Source organism: Streptomyces sp. NPDC092296 (assembly GCF_044755465.1).
Taxonomy (GTDB): domain Bacteria; phylum Actinomycetota; class Actinomycetes; order Streptomycetales; family Streptomycetaceae; genus Peterkaempfera.
The window spans coordinates 1385334-1405037 of the sequence record NZ_JBIVRB010000001.1 but is presented as its reverse complement, the minus strand read 5'-3'; the positions used below and the strand labels follow the sequence as shown (position 1 = coordinate 1405037).

16 protein-coding genes are annotated in these 19704 nt (G+C 72.5%); 10 read left to right on the top strand and 6 right to left on the bottom strand.

Annotation, left to right across the window (positions count from 1 at the left end; translation table 11 throughout):
• The first annotated feature begins 198 nt into the window (after positions 1 to 198).
• From ACIQGZ_RS06525 to ACIQGZ_RS06505, 5 genes are all read left to right on the top strand, one after another.
• Positions 199 to 3996 carry a multifunctional oxoglutarate decarboxylase/oxoglutarate dehydrogenase thiamine pyrophosphate-binding subunit/dihydrolipoyllysine-residue succinyltransferase subunit gene (locus tag ACIQGZ_RS06525; protein ID WP_402599697.1) on the top strand — a complete coding sequence of 1266 codons (3798 nt, stop codon included), beginning with the start codon at positions 199 to 201 and terminating at the stop codon, positions 3994 to 3996.
• Between the two features lie 244 nt (positions 3997 to 4240).
• The gene (locus ACIQGZ_RS06520; protein WP_402599696.1) at positions 4241 to 6250 is read left to right on the top strand and encodes a protein kinase; all 2010 of its coding nucleotides are present in this window, start codon (positions 4241 to 4243) and stop codon (positions 6248 to 6250) included.
• Between the two features lie 52 nt (positions 6251 to 6302).
• Positions 6303 to 6485, top strand: coding sequence for a DUF6104 family protein (locus ACIQGZ_RS06515; protein ID WP_402599695.1), 183 nt, complete (start codon positions 6303 to 6305; stop codon positions 6483 to 6485).
• A 193-nt stretch (positions 6486 to 6678) separates the two neighbouring features.
• The gene (locus ACIQGZ_RS06510; protein ID WP_402599694.1) at positions 6679 to 7569 is read left to right on the top strand and encodes a DUF4097 family beta strand repeat-containing protein; all 891 of its coding nucleotides are present in this window, start codon (positions 6679 to 6681) and stop codon (positions 7567 to 7569) included.
• A complete protein-coding gene (locus ACIQGZ_RS06505) occupies positions 7566 to 8669 on the top strand; it encodes a helix-turn-helix transcriptional regulator (protein ID WP_402599693.1) in 1104 nt (367 codons plus the stop codon). Before ACIQGZ_RS06510 ends, ACIQGZ_RS06505 begins: the two co-directional genes overlap by 4 nt.
• A gap of 102 nt (positions 8670 to 8771) precedes the next feature.
• Here the strand turns inward: ACIQGZ_RS06505 and ACIQGZ_RS06500 are convergent, their stop codons facing one another.
• On the bottom strand, positions 8772 to 9734 hold the full coding sequence (locus tag ACIQGZ_RS06500) for a zinc-binding dehydrogenase (protein ID WP_402599692.1): 963 nt from the start codon (positions 9732 to 9734) through the stop codon (positions 8772 to 8774).
• A 196-nt stretch (positions 9735 to 9930) separates the two neighbouring features.
• Positions 9931 to 11127 carry an NADP-dependent malic enzyme gene (locus tag ACIQGZ_RS06495; RefSeq protein ID WP_402599691.1) on the bottom strand — a complete coding sequence of 399 codons (1197 nt, stop codon included), beginning with the start codon at positions 11125 to 11127 and terminating at the stop codon, positions 9931 to 9933.
• 762 nt (positions 11128 to 11889) lie between these two features.
• Here ACIQGZ_RS06495 and ACIQGZ_RS06490 point away from each other — a divergent pair.
• The 3 genes from ACIQGZ_RS06490 to ACIQGZ_RS06480 all read left to right on the top strand — a co-directional run bounded on the left by ACIQGZ_RS06490 (position 11890) and on the right by ACIQGZ_RS06480 (position 14595).
• Complete coding sequence (locus tag ACIQGZ_RS06490; RefSeq protein ID WP_402599690.1) at positions 11890 to 12801, top strand: ABC transporter substrate-binding protein; 912 nt, start codon at positions 11890 to 11892, stop codon at positions 12799 to 12801.
• A 73-nt stretch (positions 12802 to 12874) separates the two neighbouring features.
• Positions 12875 to 13804, top strand: a complete 930-nt coding sequence (locus ACIQGZ_RS06485; protein ID WP_402599689.1) for an amino acid ABC transporter permease — start codon at positions 12875 to 12877, stop codon at positions 13802 to 13804.
• The gene (locus ACIQGZ_RS06480; protein ID WP_402599688.1) at positions 13801 to 14595 is read left to right on the top strand and encodes an amino acid ABC transporter ATP-binding protein; all 795 of its coding nucleotides are present in this window, start codon (positions 13801 to 13803) and stop codon (positions 14593 to 14595) included. Before ACIQGZ_RS06485 ends, ACIQGZ_RS06480 begins: the two co-directional genes overlap by 4 nt.
• Before the next feature lie 57 nt (positions 14596 to 14652).
• Here ACIQGZ_RS06480 and ACIQGZ_RS06475 read toward each other — a convergent pair whose 3' ends face one another.
• Positions 14653 to 15426: a hypothetical protein gene (locus ACIQGZ_RS06475; protein ID WP_402599687.1), complete on the bottom strand. Its 774-nt coding sequence runs from the start codon at positions 15424 to 15426 to the stop codon at positions 14653 to 14655.
• Positions 15423 to 15929: a SigE family RNA polymerase sigma factor gene (locus ACIQGZ_RS06470; protein WP_402599686.1), complete on the bottom strand. Its 507-nt coding sequence runs from the start codon at positions 15927 to 15929 to the stop codon at positions 15423 to 15425. The genes ACIQGZ_RS06475 and ACIQGZ_RS06470 overlap by 4 nt, the downstream gene beginning before the upstream one ends.
• Positions 15930 to 16166: 237 nt before the next feature.
• Between ACIQGZ_RS06470 and ACIQGZ_RS06465 the strand changes: the two genes are divergently transcribed.
• Complete coding sequence (locus ACIQGZ_RS06465) at positions 16167 to 16835, top strand: CGNR zinc finger domain-containing protein (RefSeq protein ID WP_402599685.1); 669 nt, start codon at positions 16167 to 16169, stop codon at positions 16833 to 16835.
• On the opposite strand, the gene sodX is transcribed toward ACIQGZ_RS06465, so the two are convergent.
• Entirely contained in the window at positions 16819 to 17310 is a 492-nt protein-coding gene (sodX, locus tag ACIQGZ_RS06460) for a nickel-type superoxide dismutase maturation protease (protein ID WP_402599684.1), read from the bottom strand. The two genes, ACIQGZ_RS06465 and sodX, sit on opposite strands and share 17 nt — an antisense overlap.
• A 197-nt stretch (positions 17311 to 17507) precedes the next feature.
• On the opposite strand from sodX, the gene sodN reads away from it, so the two are divergent.
• Entirely contained in the window at positions 17508 to 17903 is a 396-nt protein-coding gene (sodN, locus tag ACIQGZ_RS06455) for a superoxide dismutase, Ni (protein ID WP_402599683.1), read from the top strand.
• Between the two features lie 97 nt (positions 17904 to 18000).
• Here the strand turns inward: sodN and ACIQGZ_RS06450 are convergent, their stop codons facing one another.
• Complete coding sequence (locus tag ACIQGZ_RS06450) at positions 18001 to 19623, bottom strand: Na+/H+ antiporter (RefSeq protein WP_402599682.1); 1623 nt, start codon at positions 19621 to 19623, stop codon at positions 18001 to 18003.
• Positions 19624 to 19704 lie beyond the last annotated feature (81 nt).

Below are 19704 nucleotides of genomic sequence, written 5' to 3'. Positions count from 1 at the left end.
GGTATCCGGACCCAGCTCGGCGGCGCCCCTTCCCAGCAGCTGACCGGTTCTAACGCATCTTTCACGCCAAATTGGCCGCCGCAGATGTGATCTGGGCGACGACAGGCCCCGCGAACTGCGCGATCACATGCCAGGGGCGTAGCCTTGTTCTCCGCTGTCCACCATCCCAAAAGGAAGCGGAAGAGGGCGGTTAGCGCCGTGTCGCCACAGTCCCCGAATACCTCCAACAGCTCGACCAGCTCAGCGGGCTTCGGCCCCAACGAATGGCTTGTCGACGAGATCTACCAGCAGTACCTCCAGGACCCGCACTCCGTCGACCGCGCCTGGTGGGACTTCTTCGCCGATTACAAGCCCGGTACCGAGGTGACTTCTGTGACCCAGGCCGCGACCCAGGCCGCCGCTTCCGCGCCGACCCCCGCCGCCGCCCCCGCCCCTGCTCCCGCCGCCGCGCCCCCCGCGCCGGCGGCCACCGCGGGGACCCCTCAGCCTGCGCCGCCCGCGCCCCCCGCGGCCCCGGCTCCGGCACCCGCCGCCGCTGCCACCCCGGCGCCGGCCCCGGCTCCGGCGGCTGCGCCGCCCGCGCCGAAGGCCGCGCCCGCCAAGCCCGCTGCCGCCGCCGCGCCCGCCGAGGGCCCCAGCGGCCCCGAGCTGGTCCCGCTGCGCGGCCCGGCGAAGGCGGTGGCGACCAACATGGACGCCTCGCTGGAGCTGCCGACCGCCACATCGGTGCGTGCCGTTCCGGCCAAGCTGCTGATCGACAACCGCATCGTCATCAACAACCACCTCAAGCGGGCACGCGGCGGCAAGGTCTCCTTCACCCACATCATCGGCTACGCCATGGTGCAGGCGCTGAAGGCCATGCCCGGCATGAACCACAGCTACACGGTGAAGGACGGCAAGGGCTTCCTGGTCAAGCCCGAGCACGTCAACCTGGGCCTGGCCATCGACCTGGTCAAGCCCAACGGCGACCGGCAGCTGGTCGTCGCGGCGATCAAGCAGGCCGAGACGCTCGACTTCTTCGGCTTCTGGCAGGCGTACGAGGACATCGTCCGCCGCGCCCGCGCCAACAAGCTGACCATGGACGACTTCACCGGCGTCACGGTCTCGCTGACCAACCCCGGCGGCATCGGCACCGTGCACTCCGTGCCGCGCCTGATGCCCGGCCAGGGCACCATCCTGGGCGTCGGCGCGATGGAGTACCCGGCCGAGTTCCAGGGCTCCGCGCCGGACACCCTCTCCCGGCTCGGCGTCTCCAAGGTGATGACGCTCACCTCCACCTACGACCACCGGGTGATCCAGGGCGCCGCCTCCGGCGAGTTCCTGCGCCAGATCCACCAGCTGCTGCTGGGCGGCCAGGACTTCTACGACGAGATCTTCGAGTCGCTGCGCATCCCGTACGAGCCCGTCCGCTGGGCGACCGACGTGGCCGCCACCCACGACGACGAGGTCAACAAGACCGCCCGCGTCATGGAGCTGATCCACTCCTACCGGGTGCGCGGCCACCTGATGGCCGACACCGACCCGCTGGAGTACAAGCAGCGCAAGCACCCCGACCTGGACGTCGTGCAGCACGGCCTCACCCTGTGGGACCTGGAGCGCGAGTTCGCCGTCGGCGGCTTCGCCGGCAAGCGGATGATGAAGCTGCGCGACATCCTGGGCGTGCTGCGCGACTCGTACTGCCGCACCGTCGGCATCGAGTACATGCACATCCAGGACCCCAAGCAGCGCCGCTGGATCCAGGAGCGGGTGGAGAACCACTACGCCAAGCCGGAGCGCGAGGAGCAGCTGCGCATCCTGCGCCGGCTGAACTCCGCCGAGGCGTTCGAGACCTTCCTACAGACCAAGTACGTCGGCCAGAAGCGGTTCTCGCTGGAGGGCGGCGAGTCGCTGATCCCGCTGCTGGACGCGGTGCTGGACGCGGCGGCCGAGCACAAGCTGGACGAGGCCGTCATCGGCATGGCCCACCGCGGCCGGCTCAATGTGCTGACCAACATCGTCGGCAAGCCTTACGGCAAGGTCTTCGCGGAGTTCGAGGGCAATCTCGACCCCAAGTCGATGCACGGCTCCGGCGACGTCAAGTACCACCTGGGCGCCGAGGGCACCTTCACCGGTCTGGACGGCGAGACCATCAAGGTCTCGCTGGCCGCGAACCCCTCGCACCTGGAGGCGGTCGACCCGGTGGTGGAGGGCATCGCCCGCGCCAAGCAGGACATCCTGGACAAGGCCGGCACCGCCTTCGACGTGCTGCCGCTCCAGATCCACGGCGACGCGGCCTTCGCCGGCCAGGGCGTGGTCGCGGAGACGCTCAACATGTCGCAGCTGCGCGGCTACCGCACCGGCGGCACCGTGCACATCGTGGTGAACAACCAGGTCGGCTTCACCGCCGCCCCGGCCGCCTCCCGCTCCTCGATGTACTCCACCGACGTGGCCCGCATGATCGAGGCGCCGATCTTCCACGTCAACGGCGACGACCCGGAGGCCGTGGTCCGCGTCGCGCGGCTGGCCTTCGAGTTCCGCCAGACGTTCAACAAGGACGTCGTGATCGACCTCATCTGCTACCGCCGACGCGGTCACAACGAGGCCGACAACCCGTCCTTCACCCAGCCGCTGATGTACGACCTGATCGACAAGAAGCGCTCGGTGCGCAAGCTCTACACCGAGGGCCTGATCGGGCGCGGCGACATCACCCTGGAAGAGGCCGAGCAGGCGCTCCAGGACTTCCAGGGCCAGCTGGAGAAGGTCTTCGCCGAGGTCCGCGACGCGGTCCCGCAGGCGGCCCCGGCCGCCTCGCCGCTGCCGGACTTCCCGGTCGCGGTGGACACCGGCATCTCGCAGGAGACCGTCAAGCGGATCGCCGCCTCGCAGGTCAACCTGCCGGACTGGCTGACCGTCCACCCGCGTCTGCTGCCGCAGCTCCAGCGCCGCGCCGCCATGGTCGAGGACAACACCATCGACTGGGCGCTCGGGGAGACGCTGGCCATCGGCTCGCTGCTGATGGAGGGCCACCCGGTCCGGCTGGCCGGCCAGGACAGCCGCCGCGGCACCTTCGGCCAGCGGCACGCGGTGCTGGTGGACCGCAAGACCGGCGAGGACTACACCCCGCTGCTCTACCTGGCCGAGGACCAGGCCCGGTACACCGTCTACGACAGCCTGCTCTCCGAGTACGCGGCGATGGGCTTCGAGTACGGCTACTCGCTGGCCCGGCCGAACGCGCTGGTGATGTGGGAGGCCCAGTTCGGCGACTTCGTCAACGGCGCCTCCACCGTGGTCGACGAGTTCATCTCCTCCGCCGAGCAGAAGTGGGGCCAGACCTCCGGCGTCACCCTGCTGCTGCCGCACGGCTACGAGGGCCAGGGACCGGACCACTCCTCGGCCCGCCCGGAGCGCTTCCTCCAGCTCTGCGCCCAGAACAACATGACCGTCGCCATGCCAACGCTGCCGTCCAACTACTTCCACCTGCTGCGCTGGCAGGTCCACAACCCGCACCACAAGCCGCTGATCGTCTTCACCCCGAAGTCGATGCTCCGGCTCAAGGCCGCGGCGTCGCGGACCGAGGAGTTCCTGAGCGGCGGCTTCCGCCCGGTCATCGGGGACGACTCGGTGGACCCGGCGGGCGTCCGCAAGGTCGTCATCACGGCCGGCAAGGTCTACTACGACCTGGCCGCCGCCCGTACCGAGCGCGGCATCACCGACACGGCCATCGTCCGCGTCGAGCGCCTCTACCCGCTGCCGGTCACCGAGCTCCAGGCGGAGCTGGGCAAGTACGGCGAGGACGTCCAGTTCGTCTGGGCGCAGGAGGAGCCGGCCAACCAGGGCGCCTGGCCGTTCATCGCGCTCAACCTGATCGACCACCTGGACGTGGTCGTCGGACGGAACGCCGACGGCTCCCGCCTGCGCCGCGTCGCCCGCCCGGCCTCCTCCGCCCCGGCGGTGGGGTCGCTCAAGCGGCACCAGCAGGAGCAGCAGCAGCTGGTGGACGACGTCTTCTCCCTCTGACACCCTCTGACACCCCTCCGGGGCTCCCCGGCCCCGAGGCACCCGAGGACAGCGCGACCGGGCCCGGTCACCGCAGCACTGCGGTGACCGGGCCCGGTCGTGTCCGGTCAGGCGGGGCTGTCGTCGGGAGACGGATCGTCAAGGTCGCTGTTGCGTAACCAAAGAGATCCGGGTGCCTGGTGGGGACAGCGGGATCGCTAACGTACCGTCTGCCGTGCCCACGCCAGCAGGGGGAGAGAACCGCATGCCCACCGACGATCCCAGGCTCGAACCCGACCCGGCCGACCCCCCGGCGGACCGGCGGCCTGCGGACTCAGCCGGCCGCTCGACACCCGCCGCGCCCGTCTTCCAGCCGCTGGCGGCCGAGGACCCGCGCGAGGTCGGCGGCTACCGGCTGTTCGCCCGGCTGGGCTCCGGCGGCATGGGCCGGGTCTACCTGTCGTACACGCCCGGCGGGCGGCCGGTGGCGCTGAAGGTGGTGCGGCCGGAGTTCGCGGAGGACTCCGAGTTCCGGCGGCGGTTCCGACAGGAGGTCTCCAACGCGCAGCGCATCCACGGCCTCTACACCGCCGAGGTGATCGACGCCGGGCCGGACGCCGAGTCGCCGTGGCTGGTCACCGCCTACGTCCCCGGCCCCTCCCTCCAGCAGGTGGTGCGCGAACACGGCTCGCTGCCAGTGCGCACCGTGCTGCTGCTGATGGGCGGCATCGCGGAGGCGCTCCAGGCGATCCACAGCGTCGAGGTGGTGCACCGCGACCTCAAGCCCGCCAATGTGCTGGTCGCCGCCGACGGCCCCCGGGTGATCGACTTCGGGATCGCGCGGGCCGCCGACGCCACCGCGCTCACCGGCACCGGCTACCGGATCGGCTCGCCCGCCTTCATGGCGCCGGAGCAGGCACTGGGCCGCTCCGCCTCACCCGCCACCGATGTCTTCGCGCTGGGCGCGCTGGCGGCGTATGTGGCGGGCGGCAGCTCCCCGTTCGGGGAAGGGCCGGACACCGCCGTGCTGTACCGGGTGGTGCACGAGGAGCCGGAGCTGGCGGACTGCCCCGCCGAGCTGCGTGAGCTGGTACTGCGCTGCCTGGCCAAGGCGCCGGAGGACCGCCCGCAGCCCGCCGAGATCATCCGGCTGTGCCGGGAGCACCCGGCGGTGGGCGGCGCGCTGCGCTTCTCCGACGACTGGCTGCCCTCGCCGGTCAACACCGAGATCACCCGCCGCTCGGACCTGCCGAAGACCCCGCCGCCGAGCGCGCCCACCGCCGCCGACGCCACCGAGCGGCCGCCGGTGCCCTCGGCGCCGCCGATGCCCAGCCACGTCCCCACGCCGCAGGTCCAGCCGGTGCAGGGCGTCTTCGGGCCGCCGCCGACCCACCCCCAGCCGGCCCAGCCCCAGCCGGCCCACCCCCAGCCGACCCAGCCCCAGCCGACGGTGCCGCTGCGCCAGGACACTCCGCCGCCGGCCCCCGCGTTCTCGTACGACACCCCGCCGCCCACGCCGGTGACCACCGCCGCCCCCGGGCCCGCAGCGCGGCCGGAGCCGCCGGAGCGGCGGCGCGGCGTCTCGGCGAAGGTGCTGCTCACCGTCGCCGCCGTCACCGCGCTGGCCGGGATCGTCGGCGGGGTGGCGCTGAGCCGGCACTTCGACCGGAGCGACGACCGGACCCCGACCGCCGGCGAGCGGCACGGCACCTCCCCGACCCCGGGCGCCTCCACCCGGCAGTCCGCGCCGCCCGCCGACCCGACCGCCGACCCGACCACCGACCCGGCCACCGACGCACCCGCCGACCCGGTCACCGACGCCACGCCCTCCGACGACGGCCAGGACGGCGGAAGCCCCGACGACGACCGGACCGGCGACTCCCCGGCCGCCGCGGTGCCCACGTACACCGCCGTCTACAAGGGCCGCACCCTGTCCGTACCGGACTACAACCACTACTTCGACCTCAAGACCGGCAAGGTCGTCCCGGAGAGCGGCGAGTGGACGCTGGGCACCAACAGCCAGCCGGGCTTCGAGCTGCCGGACAACACCGACGCGTACATCACCAAGCAGCCGACGCTGACCCCCGAGCAGTGCTCCAGCGCGATCGACCGGGAGCCGGTCGGCGCGGTCGACTTCGAGGACACCCCGGCCGGCCGGCTGTTCTGCCTGCGCTCGCGCAGCACGGGCGACGTCTCGGTGGTCAAGGTGCTCCAGACGTCCTCGGACGACTACAGCGCGCGGATCACCGTCGACTACTACCGCAACGACAGCTGACCGGCCCGGTCTATCCTGATCGCTGGATTCCCCCTTCCGTCCGGAGCGCACCGTGTACTTCACCGACCGCGGCATCGAGGAGCTGGAGAGCCGGCGCGGCGACGAGGAGGTCACCTTCGAGTGGCTGTCCGAGCGCCTGCGCGAGTTCGTGGACCTCAACCCGGAGTTCGAGATCCCGGTCGAGCGGCTGGCCACCTGGCTGGCCCGGCTCGACGACGAGGACGACGACGACTGACCCGGTCCGTCGGGTGATCCCCCTCATACGTGACCAGTGACCGCCGTCGGCCCGATCCAGGGGTCGGCGGCGGTCCGGCGTTCCGGCGGGCCGATTCCGGAAGAGTGCGCTTGACTTCCGGACGACGCGATATATCGTGTTGAGCAGCGGGACGCGATATGTCGTACCCGGCGCAGCCACGGGAGGACCAGCCATGCCAGAGTGGACCGTCAGCGGACCAGAGAAGATCAGCTTCGACCAGGCGGTGAGCGGCCTCCAGGTGCGCACCGTCGGCGGCACGGTCAATGTCGTCGCCACCGAGGGACCGGCGCGGCTGGAGGTCGCCGAGCTCGACGGTGTCCCGTTGCAGGTGACCCTGGTGGACGGCGTCCTGACGGTCGGCTATCCCGACCTCGCCTGGCGGGACCTCTCCTGGCAGCAGCTGTCCGGCAAGGGCCTCTCCGCGTTCGTCGACTCCTGGCGCCGCAAGCGGCACGCGGTGGTCTCCGTCGCCGTCCCGGCCGACGCCCGGGTGGAGGTCGGCACCGTCACGGCGGACGCGGTGGTCTCCGGCATCGACGGCCGGGTCACCGTCCGCAGTGTCGGCGGTGACATCGCCCTGGTCCGGGTCGCCGGCCCGGTGGAGGTCAACTCGCTCTCCGGCGGCGTCGACGCGCAGACGGTCTCCGGTGACCTGCGGGTGCACACCGTCTCCGGCGACCTCACCGTGGTCGAGGGCACCGCCGCCAAGCTGAGCGCCAACTCGGTGACCGGCTCGATGACCGTCGACCTGGACGGCCGGGGCCCGGCCGACGTCCGGCTCACCACCGTCTCCGGCGAGGTCGCGGTACGGGTGCCGCAGCCGGCCGACACCGAGGTCGAGGCGGGCACCAACAGCGGCCAGGTCTCCAGCGCCTTCGAGGAGCTGCGGCTCGGCGGCTCCTGGGGCGCCAAGCGGCTCTCCGGCCGACTCGGCGCCGGTACCGGCCGGCTCCAGGTCACCACCGTCTCCGGCTCGGTCGCCCTGCTGCGCCGACCGCCGGCCGACGAGCCCGAGGACACCGCTCCGGGGCTCGATCTCACCAAGGAGGGTGACAAGGCATGAGCCAGGTCTTCGCCCACGGGCGGCTGCGGCTGTACCTGCTGAAGCTGCTGGACGAGGCGCCCCGGCACGGCTACGAGGTGATCCGGCTGCTGGAGGAGCGCTTCCACGGCCTGTACGCACCCTCGGCCGGGACGGTCTACCCCCGGCTGGCCAAGCTGGAGAAGGAGGGCCTGGTCACCCACAGCACCGAGGGCGGCCGCAAGGTCTACCGGATCACCGAAGCGGGCCGGGCCGAGCTGGCCTCCCGGCAGGGTGAGCTGGCCGAGCTGGAGGTGGAGATCCGCGACTCGGTGTCGCAGCTGGCCGACGCCATCCGCGAGGACGTCCGGGACTCCGCCAAGGACCTGCGCGAGGAGATGCGGCGCGCCGCCAGGGAGTCCCGCAGCAGCGGCTCCGGCGGCGGCGCGCCGACCGGCGGCGGCCGGTGGGAGGACGCCTTCGGTGACAAGGAGGCGTGGCAGCGGGCCAAGGAGGAGTACGCCCGCTACCGGGTCCAGGCGAAGGAGCAGGCCAGACAGGCCAAGGAGCAGGCCAAGCAGGCGAAGGACCAGCTGAAGCAGGCCCAGGCCGTCCGGACGGCCGCCCAGGCGGAGGCGCGGCGGTTGCAGCGGCGGGTGGAGCAGCACGTACGGGAGCATGTGGCGCGCGGCGACTGGCCGACCGGCCTGGCCGAGGGCCTGTCCGAGCTGACCAAGGGGCTGGCCGGGCTGGCCGACCCCGGCCGCTGGGGCGCCCCGCCGCAGCCGCCGTCCCCGCCGGAGTCGCCCGGCTCGGTGACGGTCACCCGGATCGACCTGGACAAGATCGACCCAGACAAGGTCGACCCAGACAAGGTCGACCCAGACAAGATCGATCTGGACCAGACGGACCCGGACGACTCCGGCGCCGGGCCGGACAGCCGGGACACCCCGGCCGCCCCGCTGCCCGACTGGGCCCGTACCGACCCGGCGGGCGAGCCGGCCCGGGAGCTGGAGCGGCTGCTCGACCGGTTCCGCGACCGGGTCAGGGACGCCGCCCGGGACGACGGGGTCACGGCGGCCCAGCTGGCGCGGGCCGGTGCCGTACTGGCCGAGGCGGCCGCCCGGCTGCGGCGGCGGTGACTGCCCGGGGGCACCGGCTCCGGCCGCTGCCCCCGGCCCGGCTCAGCGGCGTCGGGTTCAGCGGCGTCGGGCTCAGGAGTGTCGGGCTCAGGAGTGTCGGGCTCAGGGCGTCAGGACGACCTTGCCGAAGACGTCTCCTGCGGCCATCCGGGTGAAGCCCTCCCTGGCCCGTGCCAGCGGCAGCACGGTGTCGATCAGCGGCCGCACCCCGGAGTTGGCGCAGAGCGCCAGCAGCCCGGCCAGCTCCTCCTTGGTCCCCATGGTGGAGCCGACGATCCGCAGCTCCAAGAAGAAGATCCGGGTCAGCTCGGCGGTCGGCGGGTTGGACCCGGAGGTGGCGCCGGAGATCACCAGGGTGCCGCCGGGCCGCAGCGCCTTCACCGAGTGCGCCCAGGTCGCGGCGCCGACGGTCTCCAGCACCGCGTCCACCCGCTGCGGCAGCCGCGCCCCGCTGGGGAAGGCCGCGTCGGCGCCCAGCTCCAGCGCCCGCGCCCGCCTGGCCTCGTCCCGGCTGGTGACCCAGACCCGCAGCCCGGCCGCCTTGCCCAGCACGATCAGCGCGGTGGCGACCCCGCCGCCCGCGCCCTGCACCAGCACGGTGTCACCGGGCTTCACCCCGGCGTTGGTGAAGAGCATCCGGTACGCCGTCAGCCAGGCGGTGGGCAGGCAGGCGGCCTCCTCGAAGGAGAGCTCGGCCGGTTTGGGCAGCAGGTTCCAGGTGGGCACCGCGATCCGCTCGGCGAACGCCCCCTGGTAACGCTCGGTGAGGATGGACCGTGGCTCCTCCGGCCCCACCCCGTGCCCGGACTGGCCGATCACCGAGTGCAGCACGACGTCGTTGCCGTGCTCGTCGACCCCGGCCGCGTCGCAGCCCAGGATCATCGGCAGCCGCTCCGGCGGCAGCCCGACGCCGCGCAGCGACCACAGGTCGTGGTGGTTGAGCGAGGCGGCCCGTACCGTGACCACGCTCCAGCCGGGCCGGGCCTCCGGCTCCGGACGCTCCCCCAGTTCGAGCCCGCTGAGCGGGTCTTGGCTGTCGGTACGGGCGGCATAGGCAGCGAACATGCTGCGGACCCTAGCCCCGGCGGCCGGGGCGGGGAACCATGCCACGGTGTGAGTTCCACCGCCTGGTCCACCGCCCGGCCGCCGGGGCTCCCCCGTCCGGGGCCGCCCTGCCCAGAGCCGCCCTGCCCAGAGCCGCCCTGCCCAGAGCCGCCCTGCCCGGAGCCGCCCGGGTCCGGGGCGCCCTCCGGTCTCCGGGCTACCGCCGGGCGACGCCCTCGCGCCGCGCGGCCTCCGCGACGGCCCGGGTGACGGCCGGCGCCACCCGCTCGTCGAACGGGCTGGGGATCACCCGCTCGGCGGACAGCTCGTCCGCGACCACCGCGGCCAGCGCCTCGGCCGCCGCCAGCTTCATCCCCTCGGTGATCCGGGACGCCCGCACCTGGAGGGCGCCGGCGAAGATGCCGGGGAAGGCCAGCACATTGTTGATCTGGTTGGGGAAGTCGGAGCGGCCGGTGGCCACCACCGCCGCGTAGCGGTGGGCGACCTCCGGGTGGATCTCCGGGGTGGGGTTGGCCATGGCGAAGATCAGGCAGTCCTCCGCCATCCGGGCCACCGCCTCCTCCGGCACGGTGCCGCCGGAGACGCCGACGAAGACGTCCGCGCCGTCCAGCGCGTCGGCCAGGCTGCCGGTCAGCCGGGCCTTGTTGGTCAGCTCGGCGACCATCCGCTTGACGGTGGTCAGGTCCTCGCGGCCCTCGTGCACCACGCCCTTGCGGTCGCAGACCGCCACATCCCCGATCCCGGCCTCCAGCAGGATCTTGGCGATCGCGACACCGGCCGCGCCCGCGCCGCTGATCACCGCCCGCAGCTGCCCGATCTCCCGGCCGGTGACCCGGGCGGCGTTCCACAGCGCGGCCAGCGTGACGATGGCGGTGCCGTGCTGGTCGTCGTGGAAGACCGGGATGTCCAGCCGCTCCTGGAGCCGGCGCTCCACCTCGAAGCAGCGCGGCGCCGAGATGTCCTCCAGGTTGATGCCGCCGAACGAGGGAGCCAGCCGGGCGACGGTCTCCACCAGCTCGTCCACGTCGGTGCAGTCCAGCGCGATCGGCACCGCGTCCACGCCGGCGAACTGCTTGAAGAGGATCGCCTTGCCCTCCATCACGGGCAGCGACGCCTGCGGGCCGATGTCGCCCAGGCCGAGCACGGCGGTGCCGTCGGTGACCACGGCGACCGTGGTGGACTTCCAGGTGTAGTCGTGCACCAGCTCCGGCTGCTCGGCGATGGCGGTGCAGACCCGGGCGACGCCGGGGGTGTACGCGAGGGACAGGTCGTCGGCGTCGCGCACCGGGACGGTCGCGCGCACCTCCAGCTTGCCGCCACGGTGGAGCGCGAACACCTGGTCGATGGGATCGCCGGTGTCCGTAGACGGGGAATGGATGATCTCCGCTGCCACGATGACCTCTTCGTCTTCGTCGTCGAGGGCGGTGGTCGGACGGCGCGCGGCCCCGGCCCCCGGGTACGCCGCAGCGGTACCGGAGAGACGGGGGCGCCGCTGCCGGACGGCGCCCTCGGAGTTGAGGGTTCGGTTGATCTGCTGGTGCTTCCGCTGGGTGCCGGTCCGAGCCTAAAGCGGGCAAAGGCCCCGTACGGGTGCCTTTCATCGCCATGGCCCGGCCGTCACCCTTGCGGCGGTCACCGGCTCGCACGGGCCGGTCGCAGGGCAGGTGCCCGGCGGGAAAGCAGGCACTGCGTCGGCAGGGGAACGCGGGCGTCCGGCGGCCATCGGCAGTGTCGGCGGGCAGGCGCGGAAGGGTGCCTGGGCTCCGGAGTCACATCGTCGACTTCCGGTCCCGTACACCCCGGATCGATCCCGATCCGGCGGCCTGCTCGCGGCTACGGGGGTCACCCGTTACCCGATTTTGGCACACCGTCGGCGTTGGCGGGCGGTGTGGGCGGGCAGGAACGATCCAACACGGACGGCATGAACAGGACAGACAGCCCCGGGAAGTGGTGCCCGTTATCCGATTTTGATCCGGCTGACAGTCCGTTCAGCGGTACCGCGATGGCAAGATGCCGTTTCACCACTGGTCACGGAACGGCTCACGAGTACAGCGCGCACTACCACGGCCCCAAGCACCGCCCCGACGCGCTCCGCCTTGCGTCGCGCCACCGCGCACACGCCGCGAAGACCTCTCCCACCAGGAGGATCCACCACATGACCGCACGCCCCCTCCGCCACCGTCTGCTCGCCACCGGCGCGCTGCTGGCGGCCGGTTCGCTCGCCCTGACCGCCTGCGGCAGCCAGGGCACCGCCAAGAGCCCGGCCGACCAGTCGACAACCTCGGCCAAGGCCCCGTTCTTCGACAAGCTGCCGGCCGACATCCAGAAGTCCGGCGTGGTCAAGGTCGGCTCCGAGGTCGCCTACGCGCCGGTCGAGTTCATGCAGAGCGGCAAGACGGTCGGTATCGACCCCGACCTGGCGGCGGCGCTGGGCAAGCAGCTGGGGGTGACCTTCCAGATCCAGAACGCCGACTTCGGCACCCTGATCACCGGCCTCAGCTCCAAGCGCTTCGACCTGGCCATGTCCGCCATGACCGACACCAAGGAGCGCCAGGGCAGCGGCGTCGACTTCGTCGACTACTTCCGGGCCGGCACCTCGATCCTGGTCAAGAAGGGCAACCCGGAGCACATCCAGACCCTGGACGACCTCTGCGGCCGGACCGTCGCCCTCCAGAAGGCGACCACCAACGAGGACATCGCCAAGGAGCAGGCGAAGAAGTGCGCCGCCGACGGCAAGGGCAAGCTCACCATCCAGGCGTACGCGCACGACGGCGAGGCACTGCTGAAGATCAAGGGCGGCGGCGCGGTGGCCGACCTCAATGACTTCCCGGTGGCCGCGTACAACGTGCAGACCTCCGGCAACGGCGCCGACTTCGAGGTGGTGGGCGAGCAGATCCAGGCCGGCCTCTACGGCATCGCCGTGTCCAAGGAGAACCCCCAGCTGCGGGACGCGGTCAAGGCCGCGCTGGACGCGCTGATCTCCGACGGCGAGTACGCCAAGATCCTGGAGCACTGGCAGGTGCAGCAGGGCGCCGTCACCTCGGCGCAGCTCAACGGCGGCTCCTGATCCTCCTCCGGCCCGGCCGCGCGGCCGGGCCGGACGGCTCGTCCGCTTCCGCCCGTCCGAGAGGCACCCTTCCGTGACCATCCCGCTCGACAAGGCCCCGGAGACACCGGAGCCCGCCACCCCGCCCTCCCCACAGCAGCCGATCACGGCGATCCCGGTGCGGCACTACGGCCGCTGGGTGTCCGCGGTCGTGGTGGTCGCCGTGCTGGTGGCCCTGGTGCTCGCCTTCGCCGGCGCCAAGATCCACTGGAAGACCAGCGGCCACTTCCTGTTCGACTCCCAGATCATGGCCGGCGCCGGGAACACCCTGCTGATCAGCGTCGTCGCCATGCTGCTCGGCCTGGTGCTCGGCGTGGTCTCCGCGATGATGCGGATGTCCGGCAACCCGGTGATGTCCGCCGTGGCGCAGCTCTACATCTGGGTCTTCCGGGGTACCCCGGTCCTGGTCCAGCTGCTGATCTGGTGGAACCTGGCGCTGGTCTTCCCCACCATGTTCGGCCAGGACACCAACAAGGTGATCACCCCGCTGGTGGCCGCCCTGCTGGGCCTGGGCATCAACGAGGGCGCGTACATGTCCGAGATCGTCCGGGCCGGCCTGCAGTCGGTGGACGAGGGCCAGACCGAGGCCGCCCAGGCGCTCGGCATGTCCAAGGGCCAGACCATGCGCCGGGTGGTGCTGCCGCAGGCGATGCGGGTGATCGTCCCGCCGACCGGCAACGAGTTCATCAACATGCTGAAGACCTCGTCGCTGGCCTATGTGGTGACCTACCCCGAGCTGATGCTCAAGGTCCAGGACGTCTACACCAACAACCTGGCGGTGATGGAGCTGCTCTTCGTCGCCTGCTTCTGGTACCTGCTGCTCACCACGGTCTTCAGCATCGGCCAGTTCTACCTGGAGCGGCGCTACGCACGCGGCTCCTCCCGGACGCTGCCGCCCACCCCGCTCCAGAAGATCAAGGCCAATCTGTTCTCCCTGCGCGCTCCGGGAGGCACGCTCCGATGACCGACCCCGCCAAGAAGTCCGACCCCACCGGCACCCCCATGGTGCGGGCCGAGGGCGTGCACAAGTCCTTCGGGTCGCTCGCGGTGCTCAAGGGCATCGACCTGGAGGTGGCATCCGGCGAGGTGCTCTGCCTGATCGGCCCGTCCGGCTCCGGCAAGTCCACCTTCCTGCGCTGCATCAACCACCTGGAGAAGGTCGACGCCGGCCGCCTCTGGGTGGACGGCGACCTGGTCGGCTACCGGCAGCAGGGCGACCGGCTGTACGAGCTGAAGGACCGGGAGGTGGCGCTCAAGCGGCGCGGCATCGGCATGGTCTTCCAACGGTTCAACCTCTTCCCGCACATGACGGCGCTGGAGAACGTCATGGAGGCGCCGGTCCAGGTCAAGGGCGAGAGCAAGGCCGCCGCCCGCGAGCGGGCCGAACACCAGCTGGAGCGGGTCGGCCTCGCGGACAAGGGCGGCAGCTACCCGTCCCAGCTCTCCGGCGGCCAGCAGCAGCGGGTCGCCATCGCCCGCGCGCTGGCGATGGAGCCCAAGCTGATGCTCTTCGACGAGCCCACCTCGGCGCTCGACCCGGAGCTGGTGGGCGATGTGCTGGACGTGATGCGGCTGCTCGCGGAGGACGGCATGACCATGGTCGTGGTCACCCATGAGATGGGCTTCGCCCGCGAGGTGGGCGACGCGCTGGTCTTCATGGACGGCGGCGTGGTGGTCGAGGCCGGGCACCCGCGCGACGTACTCACCGCCCCCCGGCACGAGCGCACCCGGGCGTTCCTGTCCAAGGTGCTCTGACCGCCGCCCGTACGGTGGCCCGGCCCCGCCCCCGGGCGGGGCCGGGCCACCGTCGGGTCAGGGCTTCTCCAGCTGCTTAGGGTCGAGGGCGAGCGTGCGCAGCTCGGCCCTGGTGAGCGCCGGGGTGGCCAGCGGCCTGCCCAGTGAGACCAGGCCGGTGCCGGCCAGGACCGACAGCCGCCGGCCGTCCGGCAGCAGCAGGTTGGCCGTGTACTCGGTCTCGGTCCTGCCGTTCCGCTCCGTCTTGTACTGGTACGTGGTCAGGCGGCCCTGCGGCAGCAGCTGGTTGGTGCAGCCGGTGGTGGTGCCGTCCAGCACCAGTTCGGGGCAGGGGTTGTAGCCGGGTTCGAGGTACTTGCCGATGCCCAGCTTCTGCTTCACCTCGGCGGCGGACATCAGGGTGATGAGTACGAAGCCCGTCCCGCCGCCCTTGCGCACCGCGTAGGTGCCCTCCAGCGCCCCGTGCACCGGCGTGACGCTGATGACCTTCCCGGGGCCGAACTCCAGCGGCGTGCTCCGGATGTCGCCGGCCCCCGGCAGCAGCTTCTCCAGGTACGCCGCCGCCACCACGCCGCCCGCCGCCGGGGTCTTCTGCGCCGCCACCGCGATCCGCTGCGGCGGGGCCGAGGGCGAGCCCAGCTGCGGGGCCAGCACCGCGCCCGCCGCCACCAGCGCGGCCACCCCGGCCGTCGCGGTCGCCCGCCGCCTGCGGCGGACCCTGGCGGCCGCCGCGAACAGTTCCGCCGTCCCGGCGCCGGCCACCGGGCCGACGCCCGCGACCGCCTCGTCCAGCAGCTCCCGCACGGGTGCCGCCTCCCGCTCCGCGTTCATACCGTCTCCTTCTGCCGTGCGAAAGCTTCCGTCGGAAGGAGCGCCCGCAGGGCCGCAGCTCCCCGTGCCGTGTGGCTCTTGACCGTGTTCTGCCGCATGCCCAGCAGTGCGGCGGTGGTCTCCACGCTCAGGTCCTCCCAGTAGCGCAGCACCAGCACCGCCCGCTGCTTGGCGGGCAGCGTGGCCAGCGCCGCCCGCACCGAGAGCCCCAGGTCGCTGTCGTGGCCCGGCTGGGACTGCTCCGGCAGCTCCCCGTACGGGCGCTCCCGGCGCCAGAAGCGCCGCCGCGACGAGATGAAGGTGTTGACCAGCGTCCGCCTGGCGTACGCCTCGACGTTGTCGAGCCGCCCCAGCCGCCGCCAGCCCAGGATCACCTTGACCAGCGTCGACTGGACCAGGTCATCGGCCTCGTCCCGGTCGCCGCACAGCAGGAAGGCACTGCGGAAGAGCGCGGTGCGCCGCCCGGCGACGAAGTCGTGCAGCGCCTGTTCGTCGTGCGCCATCCCCTCCCCTTTCCGCTTTTCGCGAGCCGCCCGGCTGGGCGGCCCCTCGGCCTTGTCAGTGCCGTGGGACGGTCCGGGGGTTGCAGCGGTTCGGCCGTCGGCGTCGGCGGTACCCGGCATGATGTCGTCCTCGGCCGGTTTCCACCCGCCAGAGGTAATAGGCTGGGTAGGGTTCGGTGCATTACAGGGCAGGCTAGGGCATCGTGGATGCCGGACAGCGATCAGTAAGGACCACCCGTGGAACTCGCCTCTTATGCCGAGTACGCCGTGCGTCTGGTGAACAGCGAGGAGCCGGTACGCGGCACCGACGCGCTCACCTCGATCGACGCGGTCCGGCAGCTCTTCGGCGGCACCGGCCGGGCGGCCGGCCTGGCGGACGATTCCGACCTGCCCCGGCTGCGCGCCGTACGGGGCAGGCTGCGGGCCGTCTTCGAGGCGGCCTCGGAGGGCGACCAGGTACGCGCCGTGGACCTGCTCAACGGCCTGCTGGTGGAGTACCCGGTCAGCCCGGTGATCTCCGGCCACGACTACCTGGACGAGCAGGGCCGCCCGCGCTGGCACCTGCACCTCGCGGACAGCGCCGCCACCGCGACCGCCACCTACGCCGCGCTGGCCTCGATGGGGCTGGCGATGCACCTCACCGGGCTGGGCGTCGACCGGCTCGGCATCTGCCAGGCGGCCCCGTGCCGCAACGCCTACCTGGACACCTCGACCAACCGCTCCCGGCGCTACTGCTCCGACCGCTGCGCCACCCGGGCGAACGTCGCCGCCTACCGCGCCCGCAAACGCCAGGAGGCCGCCGACGAGCAGCGGGAACCGGCCCAGCCGGTCACGTCCCGGGTCACCTCACGGGTCACCTCGCGAGTCACCTCGCGAGTCACCTCGCGAGTCACATCTCCGGGCTGATCCGGGGAAACACCCCGAGCCTGGCCGCCAGCCCCGGCACCCGGCCCAGCGGCCGCCGCCGCAGCACCCGCTCCAGCCACCCCGTCGGCGCCAGCCACGCCGGGTCCGGCCGCAGCCGCAGCAGCACCCGGCCCAGCACCAGTTCGTCCGGCACCGCGCCGAAGTCGCGGCTGTCGCCCTCCACGAAGGCGTTGTCCGACAGCAGCCACCAGCCGCCCTGCCGCCGCTCCACCGCGCGCTTGACCACCAGCAGGTTCTGCCGCAGCGGGTGCCTGGCGACCACCACCGCGCCCGGCCGCAGCCGCGCCCCGTACCGCACCAGCACCTGGTCGCCGTTGCGCAGGGCGGGCAGCATCGAGGGCCCGGCGACGTCCACCACCCCCAGCGGGGCCTGCCCCCGGCCGCCCTCGGGCTCCTCCTCGACCACCTGGCCGGCCCCGAACGGGTCACCGCCCTGCTGCCGCTTCACCGCCATGACTCACACCTACCCGGTCCCCAGACATCCCGTCCAGACACCAGCATCCCGCATGCCTCCGCGCGCCACGCGACCGCGTACGGCGGGGCGTCCGCCGCACTCCGACTTTTGCCCTAGGACCCCAGGGGCAAGCGCGAAACGGGACCGGATGCGGGGTAATCTCGCACCGGGAAGACGATCACGGAGGAAGGACTCCTATGCTCTCTCGTCTGTTTGCACCGAGGGTCACCGCGCACGCCCACTGCGACCTGCCTTGCGGCGTGTACGACCCGGCTCAGGCCCGGATCGAGGCCGAGTCCGTGAAGGCGGTCCAGGAGAAGTACCAGGCCAACGAGGACCCGCACTTCCGCGCCCGCGCCGTGGTCATCAAGGAGCAGCGGGCCGAGCTGGCCAAGCACCACCTCTCGGTGCTGTGGAGCGACTACTTCAAGGCTCCGCACTTCGAGAAGTACCCGCAGCTGCACCAGCTGTTCAACGACGCCCTGAAGGCCGGCAGCGCCGCCAAGGCGTCGACCGACCCGGCGACCGGCCAGGCCCTGCTGGACCTGATCGCCGAGATCGACAAGATCTTCTGGGAGACCAAGAAGGCCTGACCCCGCGCGGGTCGGTTGTTCCGCACCCGGTCGGTCCGGGCTCCCACCGTGGGGCCCGGGGCGGCCGGGTGCGGTCCGTTCCGGGGCCGCCCGGGGGTCACTCCTCGTCGCGGTCGGCCATCGCCTCCTCGAAGTCCAGCCGGCGCACCAGGCGGCGCAGCAGCTCGTCGTCGATCCGGCCCTGGTTGCGCTGCCGTACGAACGCCTGCCGCTCGGCCTCCAGCACCTCCCGGCTGATCCGCCGGTAGGTGGCGTCGGCCGACTCGCCGGTCTCCTGGTGGACGGCGCCCAGGCGCTCCCAGACGGCGTTCTGCCGCCGGTCCAGCACCCGCCGCAGCCGGGCCTCCAGCGCGTCGGGGAGCCGGTTGCGGTCGTCCTGGAGCAGTTCGTCCAGCCGCTCCAGCGCGGCCCGGGAGGCGTCGCTCTGCGCCTGCGCCTCGGTGAGGATGAGCAGCTGGGGGTCGGGCTGCGGCAGCCGCAGCACCCGGACCAGGGTCGGCAGGCTGAGGCCCTGGAGCAGCAGGGTGCCGATCACCACGGCGAAGGTGAGGAAGAGGATCAGGTCGCGGTCGGGGAAGGGCGCGCCGCCCTCCACGGTGACCGGGACGGAGAAGGCGACGGCCAGCGAGACCACGCCGCGCATCCCGGCCCAGGCGACGACGAAGGTGGCGTTCCACGGCGGCGCCGGGGCGGGCGGGCGGCTGCGGCGGTGGGCGTGGGCGCGGGTGAGCAGCTGCGGCAGATAGGTGGCGGGGTAGGACCAGACGAACCGCCCGACGATGACCACGGCGAGGATCGCGGCGGCCCAGAGCAGCAGCTGTCCGGCGTCATAGCCGCCGAGGTCGGCCAGGATCAGCCGCAGTTGGAGGCCGATCAGCGCGAAGACGGTGGACTCCAGCACGAAGGAGACCATCCGCCACACCGCCTCCTCCTGGAGCCGCAGGGCGAAGCCCACCGTGTTGGCCTGGTGCCCGAGGTAGAGGCCGACCACCACCACCGCGATCACGCCGGACGCCTCGAACGCCTCGGCGGCGGCGTACGCGGCGAACGGCACCAGCAGCGAGAAGGTGTTGAGCAGCAGCGGCGAGGAGAGCCGGACCCGCACCCACTGCAACGGCACCATCAGCGCCAGCCCGACGGCGGTGCCGCCGAGCGCGGCCAGCAGGAAGTGGCCGACGGCGGCGCCCCAGGAGAAGCCCTCGCCGACGGCGGCGGCCACCGCCACCCGGTAGGCGGTGATCGCGGTGGCGTCGTTGACCAGGCTCTCGCCCTGGAGGATGGTGACCAGCGCCCTCGGCAGCCCGACCCGCCGGGCGATGGCGGTGGCGGCGACCGCGTCCGGCGGGGCGACCACCGCGCCGAGCACGAAGGCGGCCGCCAGCGGCAGCCCGGGGACCAGCGCGTACGCGGCGAAGCCGACCAGCAGCGTGCAGAACAGCACATAGCCGACCGCGAGCAGCGCCACCGGTCGGACGTAGGCGCGCAGGCCGAGGAAGGAGCTGTCCAGCGCGGCGGTGTACAGCAGCGGGGGCAGCACCAGCGGCAGCACCAGATGCGGGTCCAGGGTGTACGAGGGGACGCCGGGCAGGTACGACACGGCCAGGCCCACCGCCACCAGCAGCAGCGGCGCGGAGGTGCGCAGCCGCTGGGCGGCCCCGGCCACGGCGGCGCTGCCCGCGACGAGGAGCAGCAGGTGGGTGCTGGAGGCGGCGTGGGTCACGCAGCACACAGAAGCACAGCCCGTCGGCGGCCTGCGGGTCGGCACGCGGGGCGTTCGCCGGTCGACGTGGCTAGCCTGGGA

Excerpts from the sequence above, each read along its gene's own strand:
- ACIQGZ_RS06520 (WP_402599696.1), top strand. The coding sequence starts at position 4,241 with ATGCCCACCGACGATCCCAGGCTCGAACCCGACCCGGCCGACCCCCCG.
- ACIQGZ_RS06510 (WP_402599694.1), top strand. The coding sequence starts at position 6,679 with ATGCCAGAGTGGACCGTCAGCGGACCAGAGAAGATCAGCTTCGACCAG.
- ACIQGZ_RS06505 (WP_402599693.1), top strand. The coding sequence starts at position 7,566 with ATGAGCCAGGTCTTCGCCCACGGGCGGCTGCGGCTGTACCTGCTGAAG.
- ACIQGZ_RS06500 (WP_402599692.1), bottom strand. The coding sequence starts at position 9,734 with ATGTTCGCTGCCTATGCCGCCCGTACCGACAGCCAAGACCCGCTCAGC.
- ACIQGZ_RS06490 (WP_402599690.1), top strand. The coding sequence starts at position 11,890 with ATGACCGCACGCCCCCTCCGCCACCGTCTGCTCGCCACCGGCGCGCTG.
- ACIQGZ_RS06480 (WP_402599688.1), top strand. The coding sequence starts at position 13,801 with ATGACCGACCCCGCCAAGAAGTCCGACCCCACCGGCACCCCCATGGTG.
- ACIQGZ_RS06475 (WP_402599687.1), bottom strand. The coding sequence starts at position 15,426 with ATGAACGCGGAGCGGGAGGCGGCACCCGTGCGGGAGCTGCTGGACGAG.
- ACIQGZ_RS06470 (WP_402599686.1), bottom strand. The coding sequence starts at position 15,929 with ATGGCGCACGACGAACAGGCGCTGCACGACTTCGTCGCCGGGCGGCGC.
- sodX (WP_402599684.1), bottom strand. The coding sequence starts at position 17,310 with ATGGCGGTGAAGCGGCAGCAGGGCGGTGACCCGTTCGGGGCCGGCCAG.
- sodN (WP_402599683.1), top strand. The coding sequence starts at position 17,508 with ATGCTCTCTCGTCTGTTTGCACCGAGGGTCACCGCGCACGCCCACTGC.